The 21,922-nt window shown below is 39.1% G+C and carries 19 protein-coding genes; 15 read left to right on the top strand and 4 right to left on the bottom strand.

All coding sequences use genetic code 11. The features are described from left to right. Positions 1-8: 8 nt before the first annotated feature. The gene (locus tag J1N10_RS15880; protein WP_262327717.1) at positions 9-206 is read right to left on the bottom strand and encodes a helix-turn-helix domain-containing protein; all 198 of its coding nucleotides are present in this window, start codon (positions 204-206) and stop codon (positions 9-11) included. A gap of 187 nt (positions 207-393) precedes the next feature. Then, positions 394-1,497, bottom strand: a complete 1,104-nt coding sequence (locus J1N10_RS15875) for a methyl-accepting chemotaxis protein (protein WP_262327716.1) — start codon at positions 1,495-1,497, stop codon at positions 394-396. Positions 1,498-2,131: 634 nt separating this feature from the next. Between J1N10_RS15875 and J1N10_RS15870 the strand changes: the two genes are divergently transcribed. The 3 genes from J1N10_RS15870 (at position 2,132) to J1N10_RS15860 (ending at position 3,839) form a co-directional block, all read left to right on the top strand. Next, entirely contained in the window at positions 2,132-2,626 is a 495-nt protein-coding gene (locus J1N10_RS15870) for a hypothetical protein (RefSeq protein WP_262327715.1), read from the top strand. 43 nt (positions 2,627-2,669) lie between these two features. Continuing rightward, positions 2,670-3,272 (top strand): hypothetical protein, encoded by a 603-nt coding sequence (locus tag J1N10_RS15865; RefSeq protein ID WP_262327714.1) that lies wholly within the window; start codon positions 2,670-2,672, stop codon positions 3,270-3,272. A gap of 99 nt (positions 3,273-3,371) precedes the next feature. Continuing rightward, on the top strand, positions 3,372-3,839 hold the full coding sequence (locus tag J1N10_RS15860; protein WP_262327713.1) for a hypothetical protein: 468 nt from the start codon (positions 3,372-3,374) through the stop codon (positions 3,837-3,839). A 393-nt stretch (positions 3,840-4,232) separates the two neighbouring features. Here J1N10_RS15860 and J1N10_RS15855 read toward each other — a convergent pair whose 3' ends face one another. Further along, positions 4,233-4,433, bottom strand: coding sequence for a hypothetical protein (locus J1N10_RS15855; RefSeq protein ID WP_262327712.1), 201 nt, complete (start codon positions 4,431-4,433; stop codon positions 4,233-4,235). 559 nt (positions 4,434-4,992) lie between these two features. Here J1N10_RS15855 and J1N10_RS15850 point away from each other — a divergent pair. The 7 genes from J1N10_RS15850 to J1N10_RS15820 all read left to right on the top strand — a co-directional run bounded on the left by J1N10_RS15850 (position 4,993) and on the right by J1N10_RS15820 (position 10,963). Beyond that, positions 4,993-5,679 carry a hypothetical protein gene (locus J1N10_RS15850; RefSeq protein ID WP_262327711.1) on the top strand — a complete coding sequence of 229 codons (687 nt, stop codon included), beginning with the start codon at positions 4,993-4,995 and terminating at the stop codon, positions 5,677-5,679. Positions 5,680-5,808: 129 nt separating this feature from the next. Beyond that, the gene (locus J1N10_RS15845) at positions 5,809-6,753 is read left to right on the top strand and encodes a 5'-nucleotidase (protein ID WP_262327710.1); all 945 of its coding nucleotides are present in this window, start codon (positions 5,809-5,811) and stop codon (positions 6,751-6,753) included. Between the two features lie 5 nt (positions 6,754-6,758). Further along, positions 6,759-7,079 carry a hypothetical protein gene (locus J1N10_RS15840; protein WP_262327709.1) on the top strand — a complete coding sequence of 107 codons (321 nt, stop codon included), beginning with the start codon at positions 6,759-6,761 and terminating at the stop codon, positions 7,077-7,079. Next, a complete protein-coding gene (locus tag J1N10_RS15835; RefSeq protein WP_262327708.1) occupies positions 7,072-8,277 on the top strand; it encodes a PfkB family carbohydrate kinase in 1,206 nt (401 codons plus the stop codon). Before J1N10_RS15840 ends, J1N10_RS15835 begins: the two co-directional genes overlap by 8 nt. Next, positions 8,274-8,864, top strand: coding sequence for a 7-cyano-7-deazaguanine synthase (locus J1N10_RS15830; RefSeq protein ID WP_262327707.1), 591 nt, complete (start codon positions 8,274-8,276; stop codon positions 8,862-8,864). Before J1N10_RS15835 ends, J1N10_RS15830 begins: the two co-directional genes overlap by 4 nt. Before the next feature lie 344 nt (positions 8,865-9,208). After that, positions 9,209-9,790: a DUF3885 domain-containing protein gene (locus J1N10_RS15825; RefSeq protein ID WP_262327706.1), complete on the top strand. Its 582-nt coding sequence runs from the start codon at positions 9,209-9,211 to the stop codon at positions 9,788-9,790. Between the two features lie 240 nt (positions 9,791-10,030). Next, positions 10,031-10,963, top strand: a complete 933-nt coding sequence (locus tag J1N10_RS15820) for a TRM11 family SAM-dependent methyltransferase (protein WP_262327705.1) — start codon at positions 10,031-10,033, stop codon at positions 10,961-10,963. A 272-nt stretch (positions 10,964-11,235) separates the two neighbouring features. Here J1N10_RS15820 and J1N10_RS15815 read toward each other — a convergent pair whose 3' ends face one another. Next, on the bottom strand, positions 11,236-13,941 hold the full coding sequence (locus tag J1N10_RS15815) for a hypothetical protein (protein WP_262327704.1): 2,706 nt from the start codon (positions 13,939-13,941) through the stop codon (positions 11,236-11,238). Between the two features lie 387 nt (positions 13,942-14,328). Here J1N10_RS15815 and J1N10_RS15810 point away from each other — a divergent pair, with 387 nt between their 5' ends. From J1N10_RS15810 to J1N10_RS15790, 5 genes are all read left to right on the top strand, one after another. Continuing rightward, entirely contained in the window at positions 14,329-15,441 is a 1,113-nt protein-coding gene (locus J1N10_RS15810) for an efflux RND transporter periplasmic adaptor subunit (protein ID WP_262327703.1), read from the top strand. A 139-nt stretch (positions 15,442-15,580) separates the two neighbouring features. Beyond that, the gene (locus tag J1N10_RS15805; protein ID WP_262327702.1) at positions 15,581-18,748 is read left to right on the top strand and encodes an efflux RND transporter permease subunit; all 3,168 of its coding nucleotides are present in this window, start codon (positions 15,581-15,583) and stop codon (positions 18,746-18,748) included. Beyond that, positions 18,738-20,084 (top strand): TolC family protein, encoded by a 1,347-nt coding sequence (locus J1N10_RS15800; protein ID WP_262327701.1) that lies wholly within the window; start codon positions 18,738-18,740, stop codon positions 20,082-20,084. Before J1N10_RS15805 ends, J1N10_RS15800 begins: the two co-directional genes overlap by 11 nt. Before the next feature lies 1 nt (position 20,085). Further along, complete coding sequence (locus J1N10_RS15795) at positions 20,086-21,144, top strand: sensor histidine kinase (protein ID WP_262327700.1); 1,059 nt, start codon at positions 20,086-20,088, stop codon at positions 21,142-21,144. Continuing rightward, on the top strand, positions 21,137-21,904 hold the full coding sequence (locus J1N10_RS15790; RefSeq protein WP_262327699.1) for a LytR/AlgR family response regulator transcription factor: 768 nt from the start codon (positions 21,137-21,139) through the stop codon (positions 21,902-21,904). Before J1N10_RS15795 ends, J1N10_RS15790 begins: the two co-directional genes overlap by 8 nt. Positions 21,905-21,922 lie beyond the last annotated feature (18 nt).

Here is a 21,922-nt window from a genome sequence, read left to right as displayed (position 1 = left end):
ACTTTAGTTTAATAAATAAGGTCTGAGATACTGACATCTAAAGCCCTGGCTATTTGGTCGAGTTTTAATATGGTTATGTTGTATTTCCCATTTTCGATGTACCCCATATACGATCGATCAATGCCTGCTTTAAAGGCTAGTTTTTCCTGAGAGTATCCTCTTTCCTTTCTTTTTTTTCTGATATTAACTCCAATAACGTCTAACATTTTACACTTGAGTTTTGGCAAATTTGATATTATTAAACTCGCGAGTCTACAGAGTATACTCGGTATTTATCAGGTCACATGCGTTATCATAATTTTAGAGCTGGAAAATAAAAAAGCCACCCCTAAAAAGGAGTGGCTTACTGCTCAATTATTATTTTATTGTAAAATATGGTATTACATATCCGATTTACACTTTAAACACTTCAACCAACTTATTCATCTCACTGGCTTGCTCAAAAAGTCGGTTTGCACTGGCACTTAACTCTTCACTGCTGGCACTGTTTTCCTGGGTTATCTCATTAAGCTGCTGCATCGATAAAGAGATCTGTTCCATGGCCTTTGTTTGTTCCATTGAGCTGGCCGCAATTTCGTTCACCATGGTCATTGTCTTTTGAACCTCTGGCACTGTTCGCGATACATACTCATTAGACTCCATGGTGAGCGACACCGTTGCCGATGCCTCTTTGGTAATACTATCTGCAATCACCTCCGTGCCCTCAGCCAACTTTTGCACTTCCTTGGCCACAATGGCAAAACCTCTACCGTGTTCAGCGGCTTTGGCGGCTTCAATTGCAGCATTTAATGCCAGAATCTTAGTATTCATAGCTATCTCATTAATAGTTAAGGCATCTGTATTGATTTTCCTCATCGCATCATTGGTCAGCATTGAGGTATTGGACACATTCTTAATCCCTTGTTCGGCATTTCTAGAAATTTTTTCAGCACTGTTGGCATTATATGAACTCTGCTGAAGATTACTGTTAATCTCCTCAATACTCGCACTTATCTCTTCAATATTAACCGCCTGTGTATTAGACGCCGTAGTCAAATGATTGGCCGAATGAGATAATTGGTCGCCATGACTAACTAACTCACCTGAGATTTGCTTAATATCTCTGATAATGCGAGAAATATTAGCACTCATCTTTTGCAAGTCGCGGCTAATCACTCCAAACTCATTGTTGCCACTAATCTGGTCAAGCTCCTTAGCCTTAAGCAAATCGCCTTTCTCTAAACTGGCAATAATAGCTTGTATTTGACCAATCGGCTTTTTAACAACCCGTTGCAACACATAAACCGTTGCAAATAAGGCGCCCAGAGCCGGCACAAAAAGCCAGTAGTTGTGTGAAACGCCAAAGCTAAAAGCTGTAAAAGCCAAAATAGCCAGGCTAGGCAAAAAGTAAAGGGCTACTTTCCAAATAATTGATCTCTTTCCTATGTAATAAACAACGGGCAAATAAAACACCGAACTGGCGGTTAGAAGAACCAGGTATTCCAAGTATACATTCATGATACTTTGCGTTAATAATGTAAATTAATTAAATAGACAGATTGTTGTTTCACAAATATACATATTGCAATTTTCATACAACAATATATAGTTAACAAATTGTATTACTAAAGTAAAATATACATTAAGCTTCAATTAACCTAATATAATTCATTAGCTATCAAGCAATAGCTCTTGATTTCTATCTTTTCCTTCACTAAAAACACCTGAGAAGATAGCTTCCGAAGCAATCAGGCCTAAGGCTCACTTTAATATTGAACAAGCACATGGCTGAACATTTAATTAGCAACTGAGAGCCGAATCAGCACATCACAAAAAAAGCATGGCTGCCTTTTTAACACCGCATATACTCCGTTTCGTTTTATGAAGCATAGTAGCCAATAACACACGCTTGTGTGCATAAGCCAAACATTAAACCAAAGCCAACAAACCACACAAGAGAACACGTGCTACAGCCAGGGGAGTTTGTTAATTAGTGTGTTGATAACTTATGCTCTATCAACGAATAAAGAAAAAGGTATTTTGTTAATTTAGATCATGAATATAAAAGAGATATAAAGCATAGTGCTTTATATGGGTTAGTTGTGTGCAAATTTAGCAAGACAAACCATTAACTAAAGAGGAAAAGTTTTAGATGAGAACAAAACATATTTTGATAATATTTCTTTTGGGATTGACAATAAATATCTTTGGACAAAATGCTCATTATTTCAAACCTTGGAAAAGCAAAGCTAAGTTTGAAAAAATGGAAATTGTATTTCTAATTGACACGACAGGTACGTCAGATGACACAAAAGTATTATTAATTGTAGCAAGTAAAATAGATGATAATTTAAAAGTTAAAGGAATAAAAACTAAACCGATTCCTTTCCCTAATGACACGTCGATTGATGTAAATACTTTATGCTTAAAGTTAGCAAAACTTGACAAAGCCTATGTGAAACTTAATACATTTGAAAGCAAAATTCCTCTTTGTTTTAGGTTAAATATGACTCAAATTCAACCCGACTCAAAAAAAATGATTGAAACAGATATTTCTTTTTCCATAGATAGAAAACAACAAGGAGTTGATGAATTAGGGACTGAAGTAGCTAATAGATTATTAAGACATTTTAATTTGGAAGAATAAAAATCAGCACACAACAAGCCCAAACTATAACCTACGTCTAGACATGAAAAGAAAATCAATAAAATACATACTTATTTCACTTGTAAGTTTTCTTCTTCTCTGGGGATGTGAAGAGTTTTTTAGAAGAAAAATAGGTGGATTTGCGGGGAGTTACCCTTATGTAGAATATTGGAAAATAAATGCAAGTGAAGCTGAAGTCATTGATGCTATAAAAACACTGAATAAGAACAACCCAAACTTTCAACCTCCTAAACACATAAAATTTATCTCAGAACGAGACACTGGATATAAATGGCATTCGAGAGAAATGCAGGAATATTTGGACAAACTTAAAATTGATTCACTAACGCCATTGCCAGAAAAGAACTATAACAACTATCATTATGACTATTGGCTGCACATTAATCTTTATTATCCAGACACTAAGGAGACTGTGAGAACTTGGACAAGACCTGACTTTGATACAACTATTACAACATTTGCATTTCATAGTTTGGGTAAGGATAATTTGCCGTCAGACTTCAGACTAATAAATAAGGATTTCTGGTATTTAGAGAACAGAAAACAAATAAAGAAATTTAGGAGAACTTTTGTCGACAAAATAAATAGGGAAATAGAAAATAAAAAAGCAGCACACAATAACTAAGCGCCCTAGTTGGTTGAAAACCAGGCTTTGAATCTTCCGAGTGATTCATTAACTTAACAGTCTAATGTATTACAACATAACTTCTTAATATAGGCAACCATGAAAACAATATTTGCGCTGTTGATTCTAGCAATTGCATTACCGAGCTGCTCACACAACAACGATTGTTGCTCTGTTGTTGACGTTGGAATAACCATAAAGTATTTAAATGAGACGGGCGAAAATTTGTTAGAGGTTGAAAACGGAATCAATACTTCTGAAATAAGCTTGTTTCACAAAGTGAACGACGAGTGGATTGAATATTATGAAGGAAACCTGGATTATCCTAAAGGACTAAAAACCGAAGAACGAGAAAACATCAAATACCTGGTCGTATTTCCAAGTACAACAATAACGGTTGCCGATTATTCAGAGACGATGATTCAATTCTCTGATTCAGATTTCGATATAATAAGAACTAAAATCGACAAGAGTAATTCTAATATAATTGTAACAGAGGTATGGTATAATGACCAGTTAAAATGGGACGCAATTAGTACAGAAAGAATATTTGAAATAATAAAATAAACCATTTACAAGTCTACCCCACTCAGCTAATCATGATTGCTCGGTGTAAATTATCACAGCTATCGTACGAATTCTTTCGCATGCCATTTTAAATTAATAAACCACACGCGAGAACTCGCGTGGCATCTTGGGCATTCATAAGGCACCAACCAGGGTTTAAAAAATACTTATAGAATCATATTCGACAACGCGCAAACTACAATCGTCTGTTATAAAATCAACAGTTGTAATGACTTTTATACCATCTGTGAGAATTAATCAGGCAATTGTGCTTGCCCAATTGACATCAAGCGTTACTAAAACAACATCTGCTAGCGCCAAATTGCCATCTGATGTTTCTAAATCGCTATCTAAAGGCGATAAATGAATACCCGAACCGGCCAAACCCCTATTTCAGTTCGATAAATCACCATTTGAGGTTACCAAATTGCCATCTGATGTTTCTAAATCGGCATCTAAAGGCGATAAATGAATACACGAACCAGCCAAATCCCTATTACAGTTCGATAAATTACCATTTGAGGTTGCCAAATTGCCATATGATGTTTCTAAATCGGCATCTACGGTCGATAAATGAATACACGAACCAGCCAAATCCCTATTTCAGTTCGATAAATCACCATTTGAGGTTACCAAATTGCCATGTGAGTTTTCTAAATCGCCATCTAAAGGCGATAAATGAATACACGAACCAGCCAAAACCCTATTTCAGTTCGATAAATCACCATTTGAGATTGCCAAATTGCCATCTGATGTTTCTAAATCGGCATCTAAAATCGATAAATGAATACCCGAACCAGCCAAATCCCTATTTCAGTTCGATAAATCAACATTTGAGGTTACCAAATTGTCATCTGAGTTTTCTAAATCGCCATCTACCGTTAATAGTTGAATCTCTGCACTTGATAAATCGCTATCGATGGTAGCACAAGCTCTTTACCACACCAACTTATGTAAACTAAGACTGGAGTTTTCATCAAAGATTCCACCATCTTAATCATAAATAATCAAACGTTCGTCAGGTAATAGTACAAATAAGCAATTTTATGATGTTACGATTTTCGTTTTCTGCTATTAACTAAGTGGATGGGTGTTTCTTCACACACAGAGAATCACCTTGAGGATTATAATTTTTAATTTAAACCGCAACTAAATGAATTCAACGCAAAACAACAAGATGGCCATGTACATGGCTACCAACAATGTTTTTAAAACGTTTAATACTGAGCTAAGCACTATACCTGCTTTGGCTGATAGTATAAGCGAATTTGATAATTTACTATCGAAAATTGATGCGACCCACCAGGTGCAGATGAGTTACTCGTCGGCCAATAGTAAGCTAAAGCTTAAAGAAGAGGCCGAGATGATACAGGCCACTATACAAGTGGCGGCTGCTATTTATGTGTATGCGCACAGCAATAATATGCCCGACCTGAAATCGAAGGTGATGGTAACACCATCGAAATTGAAAGGCATGACAGACAAGAAGCTGAAAACAGCTTGTATGAATATTTATGAACTGGCTATTACGCTTGTGGATAAGCTGGGTGATTATGGTGTGACGGCTGAAGCTGTTGAGAACCTGAAGAAGGAGATTGACGACTTTGCAGCCCTAATAGCATCGCCACGTGGCGAGATTGTGACCCGCTCGCAGGCTACGGCTGAGTTAAAAGAGCTGTTTGAGCAGGCCGACGACCTGCTGAAAAACAAGATTGATAAACTAATGGTGATGCTCGAAATGGCACAGCCGAAGGTTTACAACACTTACCTGGCAGCACGCATTATTGTTGACCTTAAAGCGGGTAAACCCCACGACGAGGAAGTGACAGTAGAGGATTAAACCAATAACTCCCCTTTGGGTGTGGAAAGGGGAGTTTGTTTATTACCATGTTGATAACTTATGGGTTATAACTAATTATAAAAATTTTCAATTAGGTAATTTAGTTGTTGAAATTATAATTTTACATATATGCCTTTCGATTTAAAAAACACTCTTGTAATTGGCATCTCTTCAAGAGCTTTGTTCGATTTAGAAAAAGAAAACAAAATTTATGAAGAACAAGGACTTGAGGAATACATGAAATATCAAGTTGAACATGAAGACATTCCATTAGAAAAAGGAACTGCATTCCACCTTATAGAGTCTTTGCTTAAACTAAATCAAACAAAAAAAGACCGAAAGTTAATTGAGGTTGTTATCATGTCAAGAAATTCTCCAGACACAGGACTAAGAATTCTTAATTCTATAAAGCATTACGACTTATCAATTACCAGATCTGCATTCACCTCTAGCGTTTCGCTAGCAAATTATATTGAAGCATTCGATGTTGACCTCTTTCTGTCTAAATCCGATTCTGACATACAAGACATTATTGATTCAGGCAAATGTGCGGCAGCATTAATATACTCACCCCCAACCAACTTCAAACCTGACAATCAAGTATTAAGAATTGCTTTCGATGCTGACGCTGTAATTTTCTCAGATGCATCTGAATATATTTATAAAAAAGATGGGCTAAAACAATTCCATGAAAATGAATCGAAAAATGAAGATATTCCACTTCAAGAAGGGCCTTTCGCAAAATTTATCAAGTTACTCTCAAAAATTCAAAGAGGGTTAGATCGAAACTTAATTAGAATTGCAATCGTCACTGCCAGAGACTACCCTTCTAATGTTAGAGTCATTAAAACACTACGAGGTTGGGGCGTGTCTGTTGATGAAGCTTTTTTTCTTGGTGGTGTATCCAAAGACAAAGTATTAGAAGCTTTTAATGCACACATATTTTTTGACGATCAAGACGTACATGTAGCACCAGCTTCAATAATAGTTCCATCAAGTCGTGTCCCTTACAAAAAAAGTTCTCCATTATTTGAAGGGTCAAATTCAAAAGAAAACAATAACTCCAAAAAATAATTTAAATGAGTGGTTCATCAAGAGGTTATGTACCAACCTACAGTAGTGATTACGAATGTGACAAAGGTACAATAGTTACAAATTTAGCATCACCTGATTATACAGTATTGGCCCAACATAATGTTGGAGAAATATTAACAATAAGTATTCTCTCTAATAATATCGTTGTTGAAAACAATAACGGTGAAATTTTAGGAAGTGTAATACATGAACATACAGAAAAATTAAAAGAATGTATTGCACAGGGTAATATTTATTCAGCAAAAATCATTCAATTGAATGATTACACATGTAAAGTAAAAATATATAATTCAGGAAATGAATAAACTAAGCATAGTTGGAGGAACATACAAAGAATATAGTATTGAACCTCCTCATGATGAAATATACGGTTCTGGATTACGAGCTGTACAATTGATATTGGAAAGTTCAACAGCAAAGGTTTCATACAAAACTGTAGGAAATAAAACAGTCCAAAATTTATTAGAAAACTACAAAAATGTATATCCTAACATTTCATATGAAATAATAGAGACTAATCATTTAGTTGAATTTAAGTATGGATTTCTTCTTGAAAATCCAGATATCCATCCGCCTGTTGATAGTTTTAAAACAAAACCAACAATTAATCTATCTGAGGATAACTACATCATTTTTGGCATGCTTGATGCGGAAGTATCTGGAAAGGCAAATAAAGTTGTATATGATCCTCAAAACACATATAACCCCACAAAGTTCTCCTCAAAATGCAGCGCAAAGCAGGTTATTTATATAGTCAATCGAGCTGAAGCTAAGGCTATATCGGAGGAAAATAATATCAAAAGCATTCTTGATTTTTTCTTTGACAAGGAAAATGTATACGCATTAATTATCAAAGATGGCCCGTTTGGTGTCGAACTATACAAGGATAAAAAACTTGTCAAAACTGCACCCGTTTTTAAAACAAAGAACGTATTCAAAATTGGTTCAGGAGATATCTTTACCACTACATTTGCTTACCACTGGTTTGTTAAGGAATTAAATATTGAAACGTGTCTTTATAAGGCATCACTAACAACTGCTCATTACTGTAATTCGGCGTCAGTATGCAATTTATTCAACGATAAAGAAGAGCTTATTCCCTTATTCATAAATCAGACAGTCCTCTCTAATAAAACTATTTATCTAGCTGGTCCTATATTTACTCTATCAGACTTATTATTAATAGATAAAATTAGAGATGTATTTTTAAATATGAACATTAATGTTTTCTCACCATATCATGATGTTGGAATTGGCAATAATAAAGAAATCGCAACTGAAGATTTAGAAGGCATTGAAAAAGCGGATATTATTTTTGCTATCGTTGACGGATTAGATTCTGGAACATTAATAGAATTAGGGTATGCTATGGCTAAAGGGAAAAAAATAATTGGATATAACAAAACTGAAAGTAATGATTCACTTCTTATGCTGAAAGCTGGCGATTATACTTCATTTGAAGATTTAACAAGTGCAATCTATAATACAATTTGGAGTCTATGAAAAAAGCAGTCTTACTATCAGGAGGCATGGACTCAATTGCCTTAACATACTACCTAAAGCCAGATTTTGCATATACTATCAATTATGGGCAAGCATGTGCTAAAAGGGAACTTCTTATATCAGAAAAAGTTTGCAAAATTCTAAATATAAATCATAAACAAATTGATATTGATTGTAGTGACTTAGGAAGTGGGTTACTCATCAACCAAAAAGCACATACTATTGCTCCGTCCAAAGAATGGTGGCCCTTTAGAAATCAACTTTTAATAACCTTAAGCTTAATGCAAGCCATTAAGGACCAAGTCAATGAAATACATTTAGCGTCCGTAAAAAACGATTCTTTCCACAAAGATGGAACTTATGAATTTTATAAAATGATTAATGCTCTTTCAATTTACCAAGAAGGAAGTATAAAAGTTAAGTGCGAAACTTTACAATATCAAACACACGAACTAGTCCTAAAGTATAATGTTCCTCATGAACTGCTTTTACTTGCTCACTCCTGTCACATTTCGAATATTGCATGTGGCACATGTCCTGGATGTAAAAAACAACTAAAAGTTAAACAGGAATTAAAGATTGAATAGAACATTATAGCCAATACCCCCCTATCGTGTGAATCCTTTAGCATGACATTTTAAATTACAAACCACCGCTATCGCGCGAATCTTTTCGCGTGATATTCTAAATAACAAACTACACGAGAGGACTCGCGCGGCAGCCTAGGGGTACAGCATAAGACAAAACCAAACCATGAGAGTTTTAATTATAATAATATTATCAGAATTGTTTCTGATTTCGAATGCTCAGAAATCGATAACACCGCTATCGCGCGAATCCTTTCGCGTGATATTCTAAACAACAAACCACACGAGAGGACTCGTGCGGCAGCATAGGGCTTTATATAGGCTAGTTGTAGTGCATAAAAAAAATGAAAGACGCAGAATTCATAAGGTTTTGGCAAAAAGAATATCCGAACTCGTTTCCAATCAGACACGAGCTTAAATGGATATATGAAAATCGTTGGTTCAGAATTCACAGTCTTCCAGAATCTAAAAGGTATGCAGAAACTGAAGATGAATATAAAATCATACTTGACAGGCAAAATCAACTAATTGAAGATTTAATTGGCGAAAAAACTGAGTTTGTAATAGTTTATGGACTTTATTCTAACCACTTAACAAACGACAAACCTACGGACCAAACAGACTTTGGGGAGTTTAATAAGGCCTTGACTATAAACCTGACGAAAGAACGACCAGAAGAATATGAAGACGAAATGTACTTTGACATCTTTATAAGAGTTGAAAAATGGCAGTCGGACAACAAAAATGAAATGTTAAGAGCAATTGCGGACGATGAATTCCATGCTATGTTCATTTGTCCAGCGAAGCATTGTATAGTTGCTCCATATGACGGTGGAATAGACATTATTATGGACTCAACAGTGAGCCGTGACAAGTTGAAATTAAGATATAAAGATTGGATTTCAGAAAGAGAAGACGGCCTCTAAAAAATTACGTGCGACAATAACTAAGCGTTCTGGCTGGTTAAAAACCAAAGTCTGAACGCGGTGTTGCCGACAACCCAGCTTTCGCACAAATCTATTTGCGTAATATTTTAAACAACAAAGCATACGAAAAAACTCGTCCAGCAGCCTGTGTGATAGATTAAAGTACAAACTATCATCTTATCAACTAATTTTCGTTCCTTTGTCAGCTTAAAATAAGTATAACAAGAGCGAACGCAGCACATGGCCTATATCTATACGTTTAAATACGACACGCACAACGCGCCTCTGTGCCAATTGGAAACAAGACAATTGTTTGGTGAGGAAGCTCCCGGCAAGCTGTTGTTTACTGATATTAAAGTTGACCCGAATATCAGTCCTTTTATCAAAAACCGATTTGAGACAATAGCGTCGGCAGGCACCTACGACGAATTGCTGGAACAAGTGAAGCAACTAGCGATACATCAGGATGGGTTTAAAGCCGAATACCTGGTGCTACCGGGCGACACCACTCCTTATCGCGAGCGCCTGAGCAAACTAAAAGACATTGGTTATGCCATTGAGGGCGACCCCGATTATACTAACCCGCTTATCATCTACTCCATCTGCTTTTATAAGAACACCTGGTATTTTGGGATGTTGCGTAAGCACAACACCGACTGGTTTAAGCACAAGAACAAACCCGAATCGTTTAGCAGTGCCATTAACATGGATATTGCCAAGGTACTGGTGAGTCTGGCCTCTAAAGGCGATACCTACAAGCGCTTGTTAGACGCTGGCTGCGGCGTAGGCACGGTGATGCTGGAAGCCTGCATTGCCGGATTTGACATTGAGGGCTGCGACATCCACTGGAAAGCCTGTGTGGCCACCCGCAAAAACCTGGCGCACTATGGCTACGAGGCCAATGTGGTGCGAACCGATTTAAACGACCACACAAGCAACTACGATGCCGCCATTGTTGACTTGCCCTACAACCTGTTTAGCCACTCCGACGACGATAATGCTTTGCATATTATCCGTTCGGCCGCTCAACTAGCCCATCGACTGGTCATTGTGTCTACATCAGATATAAGCCCGATTATACAACAAGCCGATCTGCACCTGCTTGATATGTGCAATGTAGAAAAGAAAGGCAAACTGTTTTCCAGAAATATATGGGTATGTGAGAGAAGCTAAAAAATAGTTAGAGGTCGGTAGATACCTACTTACCCAATAAAAAAAATGTATTAACCTTCTATGTTGTAATCCTCTAGCCGGATGGGCTTTCACTTTTTGTCATTGCCACAAAAAGTAAACAAAAAAGTCTAGTCAAAAAGATGCTTCATCCCACAGTCCATCGCCGGCCCGCCTTTTTGACTGGCCCACGCTCTAAAAATAGTTCCTCACAGATGACGCTGATAAACGCTGAGCCTGCGACTATCTGCGTCATCTGCGGGAGTCAAATTTCTTTAATTAATCACCTCATCAATATTAACTGCACGACGTGTGTGGTCGGTATCGTAGTCAAACACCATCTCACCATCGGATGCCAGGGTAATGGAATTTAAGTTGTACCACACAATGGCTTTACCCACTTCAACCCCATTCAGAAACTTGATTTGATACGAATCCTCGTCTGGCTTAATGATTTGCAGGTTACTATTGTTCTTAATCTTCATTGAGAAAAGAGGCACACTGCGCCCTTTGTAGGTTTCGACCTTTACCACGCCCCCATCGTTAATCACAAACTGCATGCTTAGCAAGCTTTTATACACATCGGGATTTTCCTTATAAAAGTCCGGGTTATGCTTATTCATCAGGTTACGAACGGTGATACCGGATATGCGTCCGCCATTTTGTGATAATAGCTTAAGCGTAGAGAACAAAGCGACCATATGGCGGTTCATGCGCTGCTGTTCATAGGCTTTCATGTAAGACTCTATTTGTGCTTCGGCACTAAAATCGGCACTCGACAAAATGATGGGCACTTCCTTGGTTAAACCTTCAATCTCACCCACTACACCGCGAACCACCACTTCGTTTTTTGAATCGATGGTTATTTTAGGCTCAAAGTTCACTTTGTCGGTCGGGAATGATAGTAAATCTATCTTTGTGCCATCGGCTTTGTACTTGCCATAGAAAGCCAGCTTTTTACCCTCGGGTACCTCAAAATCAATGGTTTCGTTTAATATAGGTTGTGCCCGGCTCGATAGTCCTAATACCAAATGAGCCGTTTGTTGACTCTGTGCCAGGCGACGATTATTCATACTAACCGAACCATTGTAGTTAATCAAAGCATATATATTACCTTCTCTGCCGGCATTAAAAGCCTGTGTAAAACCATTGTTGCTACAATTAACAGGTGTGAACCACTCTAAGGTGCCATCCTGCCCGAAGGTAGCAAACCATAAATCACGCGTCCCTCCAAAGGCTGTATATCGACTTCTACCAATAGTAATATCGCCGGTAAACCAACCGGTCACCATCATTTTGCCATTCTCAGCCACCGTGCGATCGGCAATAAACATATGCCCCTCGTTACCTTTCTCTAACGAGCGGGCAATCGTTTGCCAGATATTATTCAGGCGGCTGTCGTTATTAATCTTAATGGCCATTGGTGTATAGCCTTCGTAATCGGGCATCACCGAACCGATTGGGGCATTAATGTAAGTAGGGTCGGTAATGGTATAACGGCGTCCATCCACCAAAAACGAGTAGCCCTCAATAGATGTGGAAAAAGAAACAGCGGCCGCCATATGGCTAAAATAGGTGATAGCAATGGCATCGAGGCCCAGGAGTTCATTGACCAACCGCGTAAACAATACAGTGCGGTCTTCGCAATCGGAATAGGGATAATAGAAAATCTCATCGGGAAAGAACATTTTTTCCCTGTTAAACTGATCGCGGTCGGTTTTATATTCAAAAGAATTGTGCAGGTAATTCAACAGGTAAGTCACCGCCTGCGTCTCACTCTTACCTTCGATGCGGGGCTGAATATGTTCGTATAAAGCCTCCTTCACACTAGCCGACATAGCTGCATTCAGATACACCGTATTGACGGTTGGCGGATAACTGTCCAGAAAGGCCATCACCGTTTTATCCATGTTCAATACCAATGGCTGTGATTCGTTGGGCAAAGTTGTTTTCCGGGTAATGCTATTACTTTCGTCGGTGAAGTTAAGTGCAAATGGCAGGTGCAAATCCACCTTTTTGGTGGCTCCTCCAAAATCGGCCGCATAGGTCATTATATTTTTCACACTTTTTTGACCACTCATCAGGTAAAAATTCGTTCCATCGATGTTGTAGAAGGGCTTTTCATATACTTCTTGCATAAACGGTAATAGCAGATGCACTGCACTGCCCGAATAACCAATTTTAGCCTGGTAACCAGCCTGGTTGAGCATGGCCCAGGTCCACATGGTACGTCCATTGGCCGTGGTATGTAATTGCTTTGAGGTCAAATCAATCAGTTGATAGATCCCCCAGTCATTGAGGTTTTTATCTTCGGCATATGTCAGCAAAGACTCCAAATAAACCTGGTAATAAGTGCCCGTAAAATCATCCCAATAGGCTGCAAAAGATGTCGGCTTAACCGTTTTAATCGTCAAGGCACTCATGCGCTTATCCACGACCAGCTCAGCCGGGCTGCCGAAAAAATCAATGGTTAATGACTTAGTGTAAGCCTTAGCATCATCGGGTACCATAAAAATAGGCGAGATGGAAAATGCGGCTGCATCAGCAATCACCAACTCAGGCTTAACAGGCTCAGGCAATTCAATTTCCACCGGATCGTGTTTTTCCGGTATATCTACCCGCTCAGGCTCTTTTATCGGGTCGAGTTTATCAACCGGTTTTACTTCAATGTTCTTATCGGGTTTATACACCGGTTGTTTAATAGGCTTTGGCACTTCCACCGGTTTCACTTTCTCTTCGGTCTGCTCTACTTCTTCAAAGCCTTTTTTCAGGTATTTTTTAAAGGCCTGGTTCATCTTTTTCAGACGAGCATCGTACTCCTCCTGCATGCGTTGCATTCTGGCCGCATAGTCCTGATTCATTTTGTCCATGCGGGCCTTATATTGTTCGTCCATTTTTTTAAACGGATCATCCTGATCGATTTGAGCAGTCGACAAGAGAGTAACACCTATTAAGGCGATTAAAGATAAGAGTCGTTTCATAGCTTTGCTTTTTAGGTTAGCAATTGCTGCTTTTTGCATACAACAAAGTTACGCGAAACAAAAATTGTTCCAAGTGTTTTTGGCAATTAGGTTATTAGGTGAATAGGTCGGTAGGTTATTAGATCATTAGGTTAATAGGTTATTGAATCAACAGTTTTTCAATTTTCCAGTTTCTCGATTCATCAGTTCAACAAATAACCACTTCGCCCGTCAACCAATTCCCTACTTCATCCGTTTTTTTTCTGGGTTCATTACATCGTGTTTTGCCCTTATAAATATAACACCAACATTTGCCAAAATTTTAAGAACTAAGAATCAATCATTTCGACTTGCATCTTATGTCTTTTATCTTGAATCTAAAAAAACAACAATATTATACCCATAGTTATGAATAAAAAAGGAGTATCGTTACTAATTGCTATTGTCATTATCATTGCTGCAGTAGTATTTAACAAGGTTATTTCGGCATCGAAAGAAAAGAGTGCAAAAGAGCTGGAAGCAAGCAAAGGCCTATTGGTAAATGTGGTTTATCCCCAAAAGGAAACCATTGAAAACCATTACCAGGGAACCGGTAAGCTTAGAGCAGTTGACCGCTTTGAAATAGTTGCCCAGGTTGATGGTCAGCTTTTATCTTCGGCCCGAAAATTTAAAGAAGGCAAGAGCTACCGCAAAGGAGAGCTTATGCTGGAGATTGACCACCAGGAATATAAAATGAACCTGCTGGCACAAAAAAGCGAGTTTGTCACCTTGGCAACATCCATACTGCCCGATTTAAAATCAGATTATCCTGATTCGTATCCGCTTTGGCGTCAATATATCTCATCGATTGAGATGGATAAAAAACTGCCTGTCATCCCAGAGGCCAAAAGTGAGCAGGAACAATTCTACTTATCGGGGAAAGGCATACTAAGCAAATATTACTCAGTGAAATCAGGAGAAGAGAAGTTTGTAAAATACACCATCCGTGCTCCATTTACAGGTGTGGTCACCTCAGTAGATGCCGAAGCCGGTAAAGCTGTTCGCTCTGGTTCGGCGCTTGGAACCATGATCAGCACCGCCAGCTACGATTTGGAGGTAACCATTCCGCTGGCTAATATGGACCAAATTAAAGTAGGCACTGAAGCTGTACTCAAATCAAGCGATATCAGAGGTCAGTGGATGGGTAAAGTGGTACGTATCAGTGGAGATATTGATGAACAATCGCAAAGTGTTAAAGTGTTTATCCGCGTGAGTGGCAGTGAGCTGAAAGAAGGCATGTATCTGAATGCTCAAATCGACCAGAAGCCATTGGAAAATGCCATGCGCATTCCGCGTAAGATGGTGGATAACAATAACCGCATCTATATTGTGGAAGACAACCAGTTAAAGCTTGTGCAGGTAGCCGTTATCACCAAGCAAAGCGATTATGCAATCATCAAAAGCCTCGACGAAGGAACAGCCGTATTGGCCACAGTCATTAAGAGTGCTTATGATGGTATGCCGGTGCGAGTTAATGATTAATGGTTAATTGTGAATGATTAATGGTTGGTGATTAATGGTTAGTCAACTGGCACATGATTCAGATTTAAGTTTACCTGTTGGACTTCTGGCCAACAATTGACTACTCACCACTCATTACTGACTAATAAACTACAAACAAATGAAAAACATCATAGCCTATTTTATGAAATTCCCGGTGGCAGTGAACCTTATAATGGTCATGGTTGCTATATTCGGTTTTATTTCATTGCTACAAATACAAAAGAACTTCTTCCCCAATGTACCGCAGCGTTATATTTACGTTGACATTGTGTACCCCGGAGCCTCACCTGAGGAAGTAGAAGAAGGTGCCATACTGAAAATCGAAGAGAATGTTAAAGGATTGGAAGGTATGGAGCGCATCACGTCGGTATCGCGCGAAAACAGTGGTACGGTAACCATTGAAATGCTAAAAGGAACCGATATGGACGAGGCGCTGATTAAGGTGAAGAACGAAGTAGAGCGCATTGCCTCCTTTCCTGTTGATATAGAATCGGTGGTAACTTATAAACATGACGATGTCAATTTCTCGATTAACTATGTGATCACCCCTAACGAAGGTAAAAACGTGAGCCTGGAACAGCTGAAAGCTACAGCGCGCGACATGGAACACGACCTGCTCCGAATGGATGGTATCTCAAAAATATCCATTGGTGGGTATCCGGATGAGGAAATTGCCATCTTACTTAAAGAAGATGCCTTAGAATCGTATGATATTACCTTTAGTGAAATTGCCAACGCCGTGAAAAGCACCAACCTGCTTATGACAGGTGGTAGCATCAAAGATGGTGAAGAAGAATTCTTTATCCGGGTGCGCAACCGTGAATACTATGGCGAAGGGCTTGAAAACATAGTGATTCGTAACACCCCTGAAGGTGGCATCATACGCCTGAAAGATGTGGCTACGATTAAAGACCAATGGGCCGATGCCCCCTCTGAAGTTTTGTTTAACGGACAACAGGGCGTGGTTATCACTATTAACAACACCTTCTCTGAAGATATTGTCACAGCTACAGATGCGGTAAAAGAATACATTGGTGAATTTAATGAGCGCCAGGATTTATTAACCGCCACCGTCATTCGCGACCAGAGTGACTTGCTCGATCAGCGTATTGAGCTATTAGGCAAAAATGGAATTATCGGTATTGTACTGGTTCTTCTTTTTCTTTCGCTCTTTCTGAATCCACGTATCGCCTTTTGGGTAGCCGTAGGTATACCCTTCTCCATGTTGGGTATGTTTATTCTTGTGCCAGGAACAGGTGTTACCATCAACATGCTGTCGCTATTTGGATTGATACTGGTACTTGGTATCCTCGTAGATGATGCCATTGTTGTGGCCGAAAACATATACCGCCATTGGCAAATGGGTAAAACTCCTATTAAAGCAGCTGTGGATGGTACACTGGAAGTAACGCCTGCCGTATTATCCGGCGTGTTAACGACCATGATGGCATTTTCAGCCTTTATTTTCCTTGAGGGGCGTATGGGCGATATGTTTAAAGAAATTTCCATTGTGGTAATGGCTATTTTGTTTGTGTCGCTTATCGAAGGTTTGATAATCCTTCCGGCTCACGTGGCCCACTCCAAGGCACTGAAGAAAGATTACAAGAGCACCTGGATGAAATACATGGGATGGGCTGAAACGGGTTTATTGAAAATTCGTGACATCACCTATAAACCAGCTGTGGAGTTTGCCATCAAATACAAAACCATCACCTTTGCCATTTTCACGGCTATGTTTATCATATCCATCGGCATGGTATCAGCGCGATGGGTTAATGTCACCTTCTTTCCTCAGGTAGATGGTGATAATATCACTGTGAGCTTAACCATGCCTTCCGGAACAGATGAATCGGTGACGCAGCAACAGCTGGACAAAATCAATAAAGCCATCTGGGAGGTTAATGAAGACATGCGATCGCTGCAACCTGGTAATGCCAATATTATCAAACAAACATTCCAACAATTCCAGGGAAGCGGTAGTAGTGCAACCATTCAGATTACTTTGCTCGATGGTGAATCGCGTAACTCCAGCGCTGACGACGTGACCATCCGACTGCGCGAAAAGGTAGGCGATATACCAGGGGCCGAAGCTTTATTGTTCGAAGGATTTAATCCCTTTGGTAAAGCACTGGCTATTTCACTCTTAGGCGATGATAACGATGAGTTAAGAGCCGCCAAAGAAGAACTGAAGCTTGCCCTTAATAACTTACCCGAAGTGACCGATGTATCTGATAAATCTCCGATCGGTTATCGCGAAATTGAAATTTCTTTAAAAGAAAAAGCACATCACCTGGGCCTAAGCTTACAAAGTGTGATTGGCCAGGTCCGTCAGGCCTTCTGGGGTAACGAAGCACAGCGCTTACAACGGGGTAAAGACGAGGTAAAAGTATGGGTTAAATACAGTGAAGAAAACCGCCAGAATATAGGTCAGTTGGAAGATATGAAAATCCGCCTGGGCAATGGTGTCGCTTACCCATTATCAGAACTGGTAACGCTTAAGCTGGTCAATGGTTTCTCTAGTATTCAGCACCTCGATTTCGACCGTGAAGTACAGATTGAAGCCAATCAAACCGATCCAACAGCCTCGTTACCTGATTTGATTAAAAAGATTGAAAAGGAAATACTTCAACCTATTTATAAAAAACACCCCGGCGTAAAAGCTAACTACGACGGCCAAAAACGTGAAAGTAAAAAGGTTGGTGACTCCATGGCGAAAGTCATGCCGGTGATATTGCTTTTGATGTTTGCCATCGTGATTCTGACCCTGCGTTCTGTCACGCAGTCCATTTTGGTTTACATGATGATTCCGTTGAGTTTGGTGGGTGTCATTATGGGCCACTGGATTCATGGTATGTCATTAAGTTTGATGTCGGGCATGGGTGTAATTGCTTTGATTGGGGTGATGATTAACGATTCGCTGGTATTAATCAATGCGCTTAACATCAACCTAAAAGAAGGCATGACCTACGAAAACGCCTTGATGGAAGCTGCCATGTCGCGTTTCCGTCCGATTATACTTACTACGCTAACAACTATTGCTGGTATGGCGCCAATGTTATTGGAAACCAGCTTGCAGGCACGTTTCCTGATTCCTATGGCTATTTCGGTAAGTTATGGTATGGCCATGGCCACAACAACAACGCTGGTGTTATTACCGGTAATGTTGCTGATTGCCAACAAGGGTAAAGTAAAATGGCAACAATTTGCATATAACAGAACTGTGAGCAGTGAAGAGATTGAGCCAGCTATTAAAGAAATGAAATACATTAAAGAATATGAAGACTAGAATTCTATATACAATTGTTTTGTTTCTGGGAGTAATAAGCTCCCAGGCTCAAACAGTACCCGATACAAGCACGCAACTAACACTGCAAAAAGCCATTGAAATTGCCATGGTTAATAACTATGATATTAAAATTGCCAGTGCCGAACGCGAGAAAGCAAAAAATAATAATTCGATTGGTAATGCCGGACTATTACCTTCAGTGAGTGTTAGCGGAGGTGCCGATTATTCGAGTAATGATACAGAGATTCACATCGCCACACAGGATGCTGACGGAAACCCTGTAACCATAATACAGGAGCAAGATAATGCTGCTTCGACTAATTACAATGCAGCAGCACGAGTTGATTATACTTTGTTTGATGGCTTTGGTAATATTTACACCTACAAAAAGCTAAAAAGTAGCGATAACCTACAGGAAACTGTCTTCCGTCAGCAGACTGAATCAACCATTGTACAGGTGGCTGAGCAATACTACCAGGTTTGCAGGGCACAGCAGAACCTGCATCTAGCGCAGGAGTCGATGCGTATTTCGCGCGAACGCTATCAAAAAGCGATGGACCAAAAAGCCTATGGACAAGCCAACCAGCTGGATGTACTGAACGCCGAAGTGGATATGAATAACGATAGTACTATTGTGTTACAGACGGAGCAAACATTTATTCAGAGCATCAAAAACCTGAATCTGGTTTTAGGGGTGCCTATTCAAAATATTTACGAAGTTGACAATAGCATCGCTTATCGGGATGATTTTAAAGCAGATGTGGTGATCGCTGATGCTTTAATGAACAATGCTAACTTATCAGCACAACAGCAACAAGAGCAAATTAGCAATCTGGATGTTAAAATTACAGATGCTAAAAAATACCCGACACTTTCGGCATATGGTCAGTATAGTTACAACCGAACTGATAATGATGCCGGGCAGCTATTATATAATCAAACACAAGGACCAAAGGTTGGCGTATCGTTAAACTTTAATGTTTTCAATGGTCGTCAGCAGCGCACACGCGAGAAAAACGCACGCCTTGATTACATCAGTCAGCAAGAACGTACCATGCAGGTAAAGTCACAAGTAGAACGTGATGCATCCAATGCCTACACCGACTATATTTACAAGCGTCGCATTGTTGATTTACAGGAAAGCAGCCTTGAACAGGCTCGTTTGAACTTTGAACAAACACAAGAAATGTTTCAGCTGGGACGTGTCACCTCCATCGAGTTCAGAACAGCTCAGCAGAACCTACTTAATGTGGCCGCGCAATATAATGATGCGCAATATACTGCTAAAGTCGCCGAATTTTATTTACTTCAACTTACCGGTCAGTTAATTCAATAGTATGGTTGATAAAGTTCTGTTAAGAAATAACCGTTTAAAGCTTCTGCTTACACCATTTATACTTCTTGGAATAATTTTTATTTCCATAATGCTAACTGTTGTTTTTCAGTTTAGAACCATTGGTGAAATAAGCCAAATTCCATATGAACGTATGTTAATTGGCTTCATTGAAGCTTTAATCGTTGTTTTCTTTTACAATTGGGTCATCAGAAAACTTAACAGATCATACCCTTGGGGACGCAATTGGTTTATTCGCTCAACCATTGATTTTGGAATCGCCATTGCTTTTCCGGTTGTTGTTATTTCACTAATTAATCTTGCACTTAACTTAGGCTGGTTGCCCGAACACGAGCACGATGACAAGTTCAAAATCATGATTTTCATTATGCCACTGATGGTTAGCGCCTTGTTGATGGTAGTGGTTGAAATGATAGTTGCTACCGAAGAACGCAACAACCTGGAAGTGCAACTGGCTAAAGTTGAAAAAGAACAAATGGTATCGAAATACTCAGCCTTAAAGGAACAGCTTGACCACCATTTCTTATTCAACAACCTGAGTGTACTATCTTCGCTTATTTACGAAAGTACTGAAAAAGCCGATCGCTTTATCCAGGATTTTGCCAGCATTTATCGCTATGTTTTATCCATCAACAAACAAGATTTAGTCTCAGTAAAAGACGAGTTGGATTTTATTTCAACCTACCTCAACTTATACAAGTTCAGGTTTGAAGAAGGCTTTAGTTATTCATTGCAGGTAAACGAACAGTATCACAACTACCTGATACCACCACTTACCTTACAGGTTATTGTTGAAAACGTTTTTAAACACAATGTGGTCTCGAGGCATCAACCGTTAACACTTGCGATTAAGAGCATCGACGGTTTTTTGATAATCGAGAATAACCTACAGGCTAAAAACAAAAAAGAAATCTCGACGCAAACCGGTCAGCAAAACCTTATTGAGAAGTTTAAATTATTAAATTACAAGGCTCCCGTTTTTGAAGAAAAAGCAGAAAAATACAGTGCTCAAATCCCTTTAATTAAACCTAGTGATGATTGATGTATTAATAGTTGAAGATGAAATGCCATCGGCCCGAAAACTTAAGGCTATGCTCGAAGCTCATGCGCCTGATTTTAATATAGTCAATATATTAGATTCCGTTTCATCAAGCATAGAATTCCTAAAGAACAATCAGGTTGAACTTATCTTTCTCGACATTCACCTGGCCGATGGTAACAGCTTCGAAATATTTGAAACCATTACCATATCAACTCCTATTATTTTCACCACGGCATTTGACCAATATGCTATTCAGGCCTTTGATCAAAACAGCATAGGTTATCTTCTAAAACCAATCAGCACAGAAAAGCTTAATGCGGCCATTGCTAAATTCAGGGAGCAACACGAACAGAAGGATAAAGCAGCAATAGATTACCAGCTTCTGGGCAAAGCCATTGCTCAACAGCATGAACAAAAAGAATATCGTGAGCGCTTTATGGTACATTATCGCGATAAAATTAAAACCATTCCGGTTGATGATGTAGCCTATATTTATGCCGAAAACAGAGGCGTATTTGTATGCACCAAAGAAGGTCGCATTTACGATATTAACCAAACGCTTGAACATTTAAATGAAGAGCTAAATCCACGACAGTTTTTCAGAGCAAATCGTAAATTTATTGTAAGCATTAACGCTATTGTTGAAGCACATTTATACTCTAAAAGCAAATTGAAGCTGGAGCTTAATCCTCCTTCCAGCAACGAAGTTATCATCTCAAGTGAAAAGGCCTCCAAATTCAAAAAATGGTTGTCCAAATAAACAAACATTTTGATGATT

This window comes from Carboxylicivirga litoralis, assembly GCF_025499605.1.
Taxonomy (GTDB): Bacteria; Bacteroidota; Bacteroidia; order Bacteroidales; family Marinilabiliaceae; genus Carboxylicivirga; species Carboxylicivirga litoralis.
Note: the sequence above shows the minus strand (reverse complement) of the source record. Positions and strands in the feature narration are given on the sequence as shown.

What these genes read in the sequence shown, in the direction of transcription:
- J1N10_RS15880 (WP_262327717.1), bottom strand. Translation starts at nt 206, where the DNA reads ATGTTAGACGTTATTGGAGTTAATATCAGAAAAAAAAGAAAGGAAAGA.
- J1N10_RS15875 (WP_262327716.1), bottom strand. Translation starts at nt 1,497, where the DNA reads ATGAATGTATACTTGGAATACCTGGTTCTTCTAACCGCCAGTTCGGTG.
- J1N10_RS15870 (WP_262327715.1), top strand. Translation starts at nt 2,132, where the DNA reads ATGAGAACAAAACATATTTTGATAATATTTCTTTTGGGATTGACAATA.
- J1N10_RS15865 (WP_262327714.1), top strand. Translation starts at nt 2,670, where the DNA reads ATGAAAAGAAAATCAATAAAATACATACTTATTTCACTTGTAAGTTTT.
- J1N10_RS15860 (WP_262327713.1), top strand. Translation starts at nt 3,372, where the DNA reads ATGAAAACAATATTTGCGCTGTTGATTCTAGCAATTGCATTACCGAGC.
- J1N10_RS15850 (WP_262327711.1), top strand. Translation starts at nt 4,993, where the DNA reads ATGAATTCAACGCAAAACAACAAGATGGCCATGTACATGGCTACCAAC.
- J1N10_RS15845 (WP_262327710.1), top strand. Translation starts at nt 5,809, where the DNA reads ATGCCTTTCGATTTAAAAAACACTCTTGTAATTGGCATCTCTTCAAGA.
- J1N10_RS15840 (WP_262327709.1), top strand. Translation starts at nt 6,759, where the DNA reads ATGAGTGGTTCATCAAGAGGTTATGTACCAACCTACAGTAGTGATTAC.
- J1N10_RS15835 (WP_262327708.1), top strand. Translation starts at nt 7,072, where the DNA reads ATGAATAAACTAAGCATAGTTGGAGGAACATACAAAGAATATAGTATT.
- J1N10_RS15830 (WP_262327707.1), top strand. Translation starts at nt 8,274, where the DNA reads ATGAAAAAAGCAGTCTTACTATCAGGAGGCATGGACTCAATTGCCTTA.
- J1N10_RS15825 (WP_262327706.1), top strand. Translation starts at nt 9,209, where the DNA reads ATGAAAGACGCAGAATTCATAAGGTTTTGGCAAAAAGAATATCCGAAC.
- J1N10_RS15820 (WP_262327705.1), top strand. Translation starts at nt 10,031, where the DNA reads ATGGCCTATATCTATACGTTTAAATACGACACGCACAACGCGCCTCTG.
- J1N10_RS15815 (WP_262327704.1), bottom strand. Translation starts at nt 13,941, where the DNA reads ATGAAACGACTCTTATCTTTAATCGCCTTAATAGGTGTTACTCTCTTG.
- J1N10_RS15810 (WP_262327703.1), top strand. Translation starts at nt 14,329, where the DNA reads ATGAATAAAAAAGGAGTATCGTTACTAATTGCTATTGTCATTATCATT.
- J1N10_RS15805 (WP_262327702.1), top strand. Translation starts at nt 15,581, where the DNA reads ATGAAAAACATCATAGCCTATTTTATGAAATTCCCGGTGGCAGTGAAC.
- J1N10_RS15800 (WP_262327701.1), top strand. Translation starts at nt 18,738, where the DNA reads ATGAAGACTAGAATTCTATATACAATTGTTTTGTTTCTGGGAGTAATA.
- J1N10_RS15795 (WP_262327700.1), top strand. Translation starts at nt 20,086, where the DNA reads ATGGTTGATAAAGTTCTGTTAAGAAATAACCGTTTAAAGCTTCTGCTT.
- J1N10_RS15790 (WP_262327699.1), top strand. Translation starts at nt 21,137, where the DNA reads ATGATTGATGTATTAATAGTTGAAGATGAAATGCCATCGGCCCGAAAA.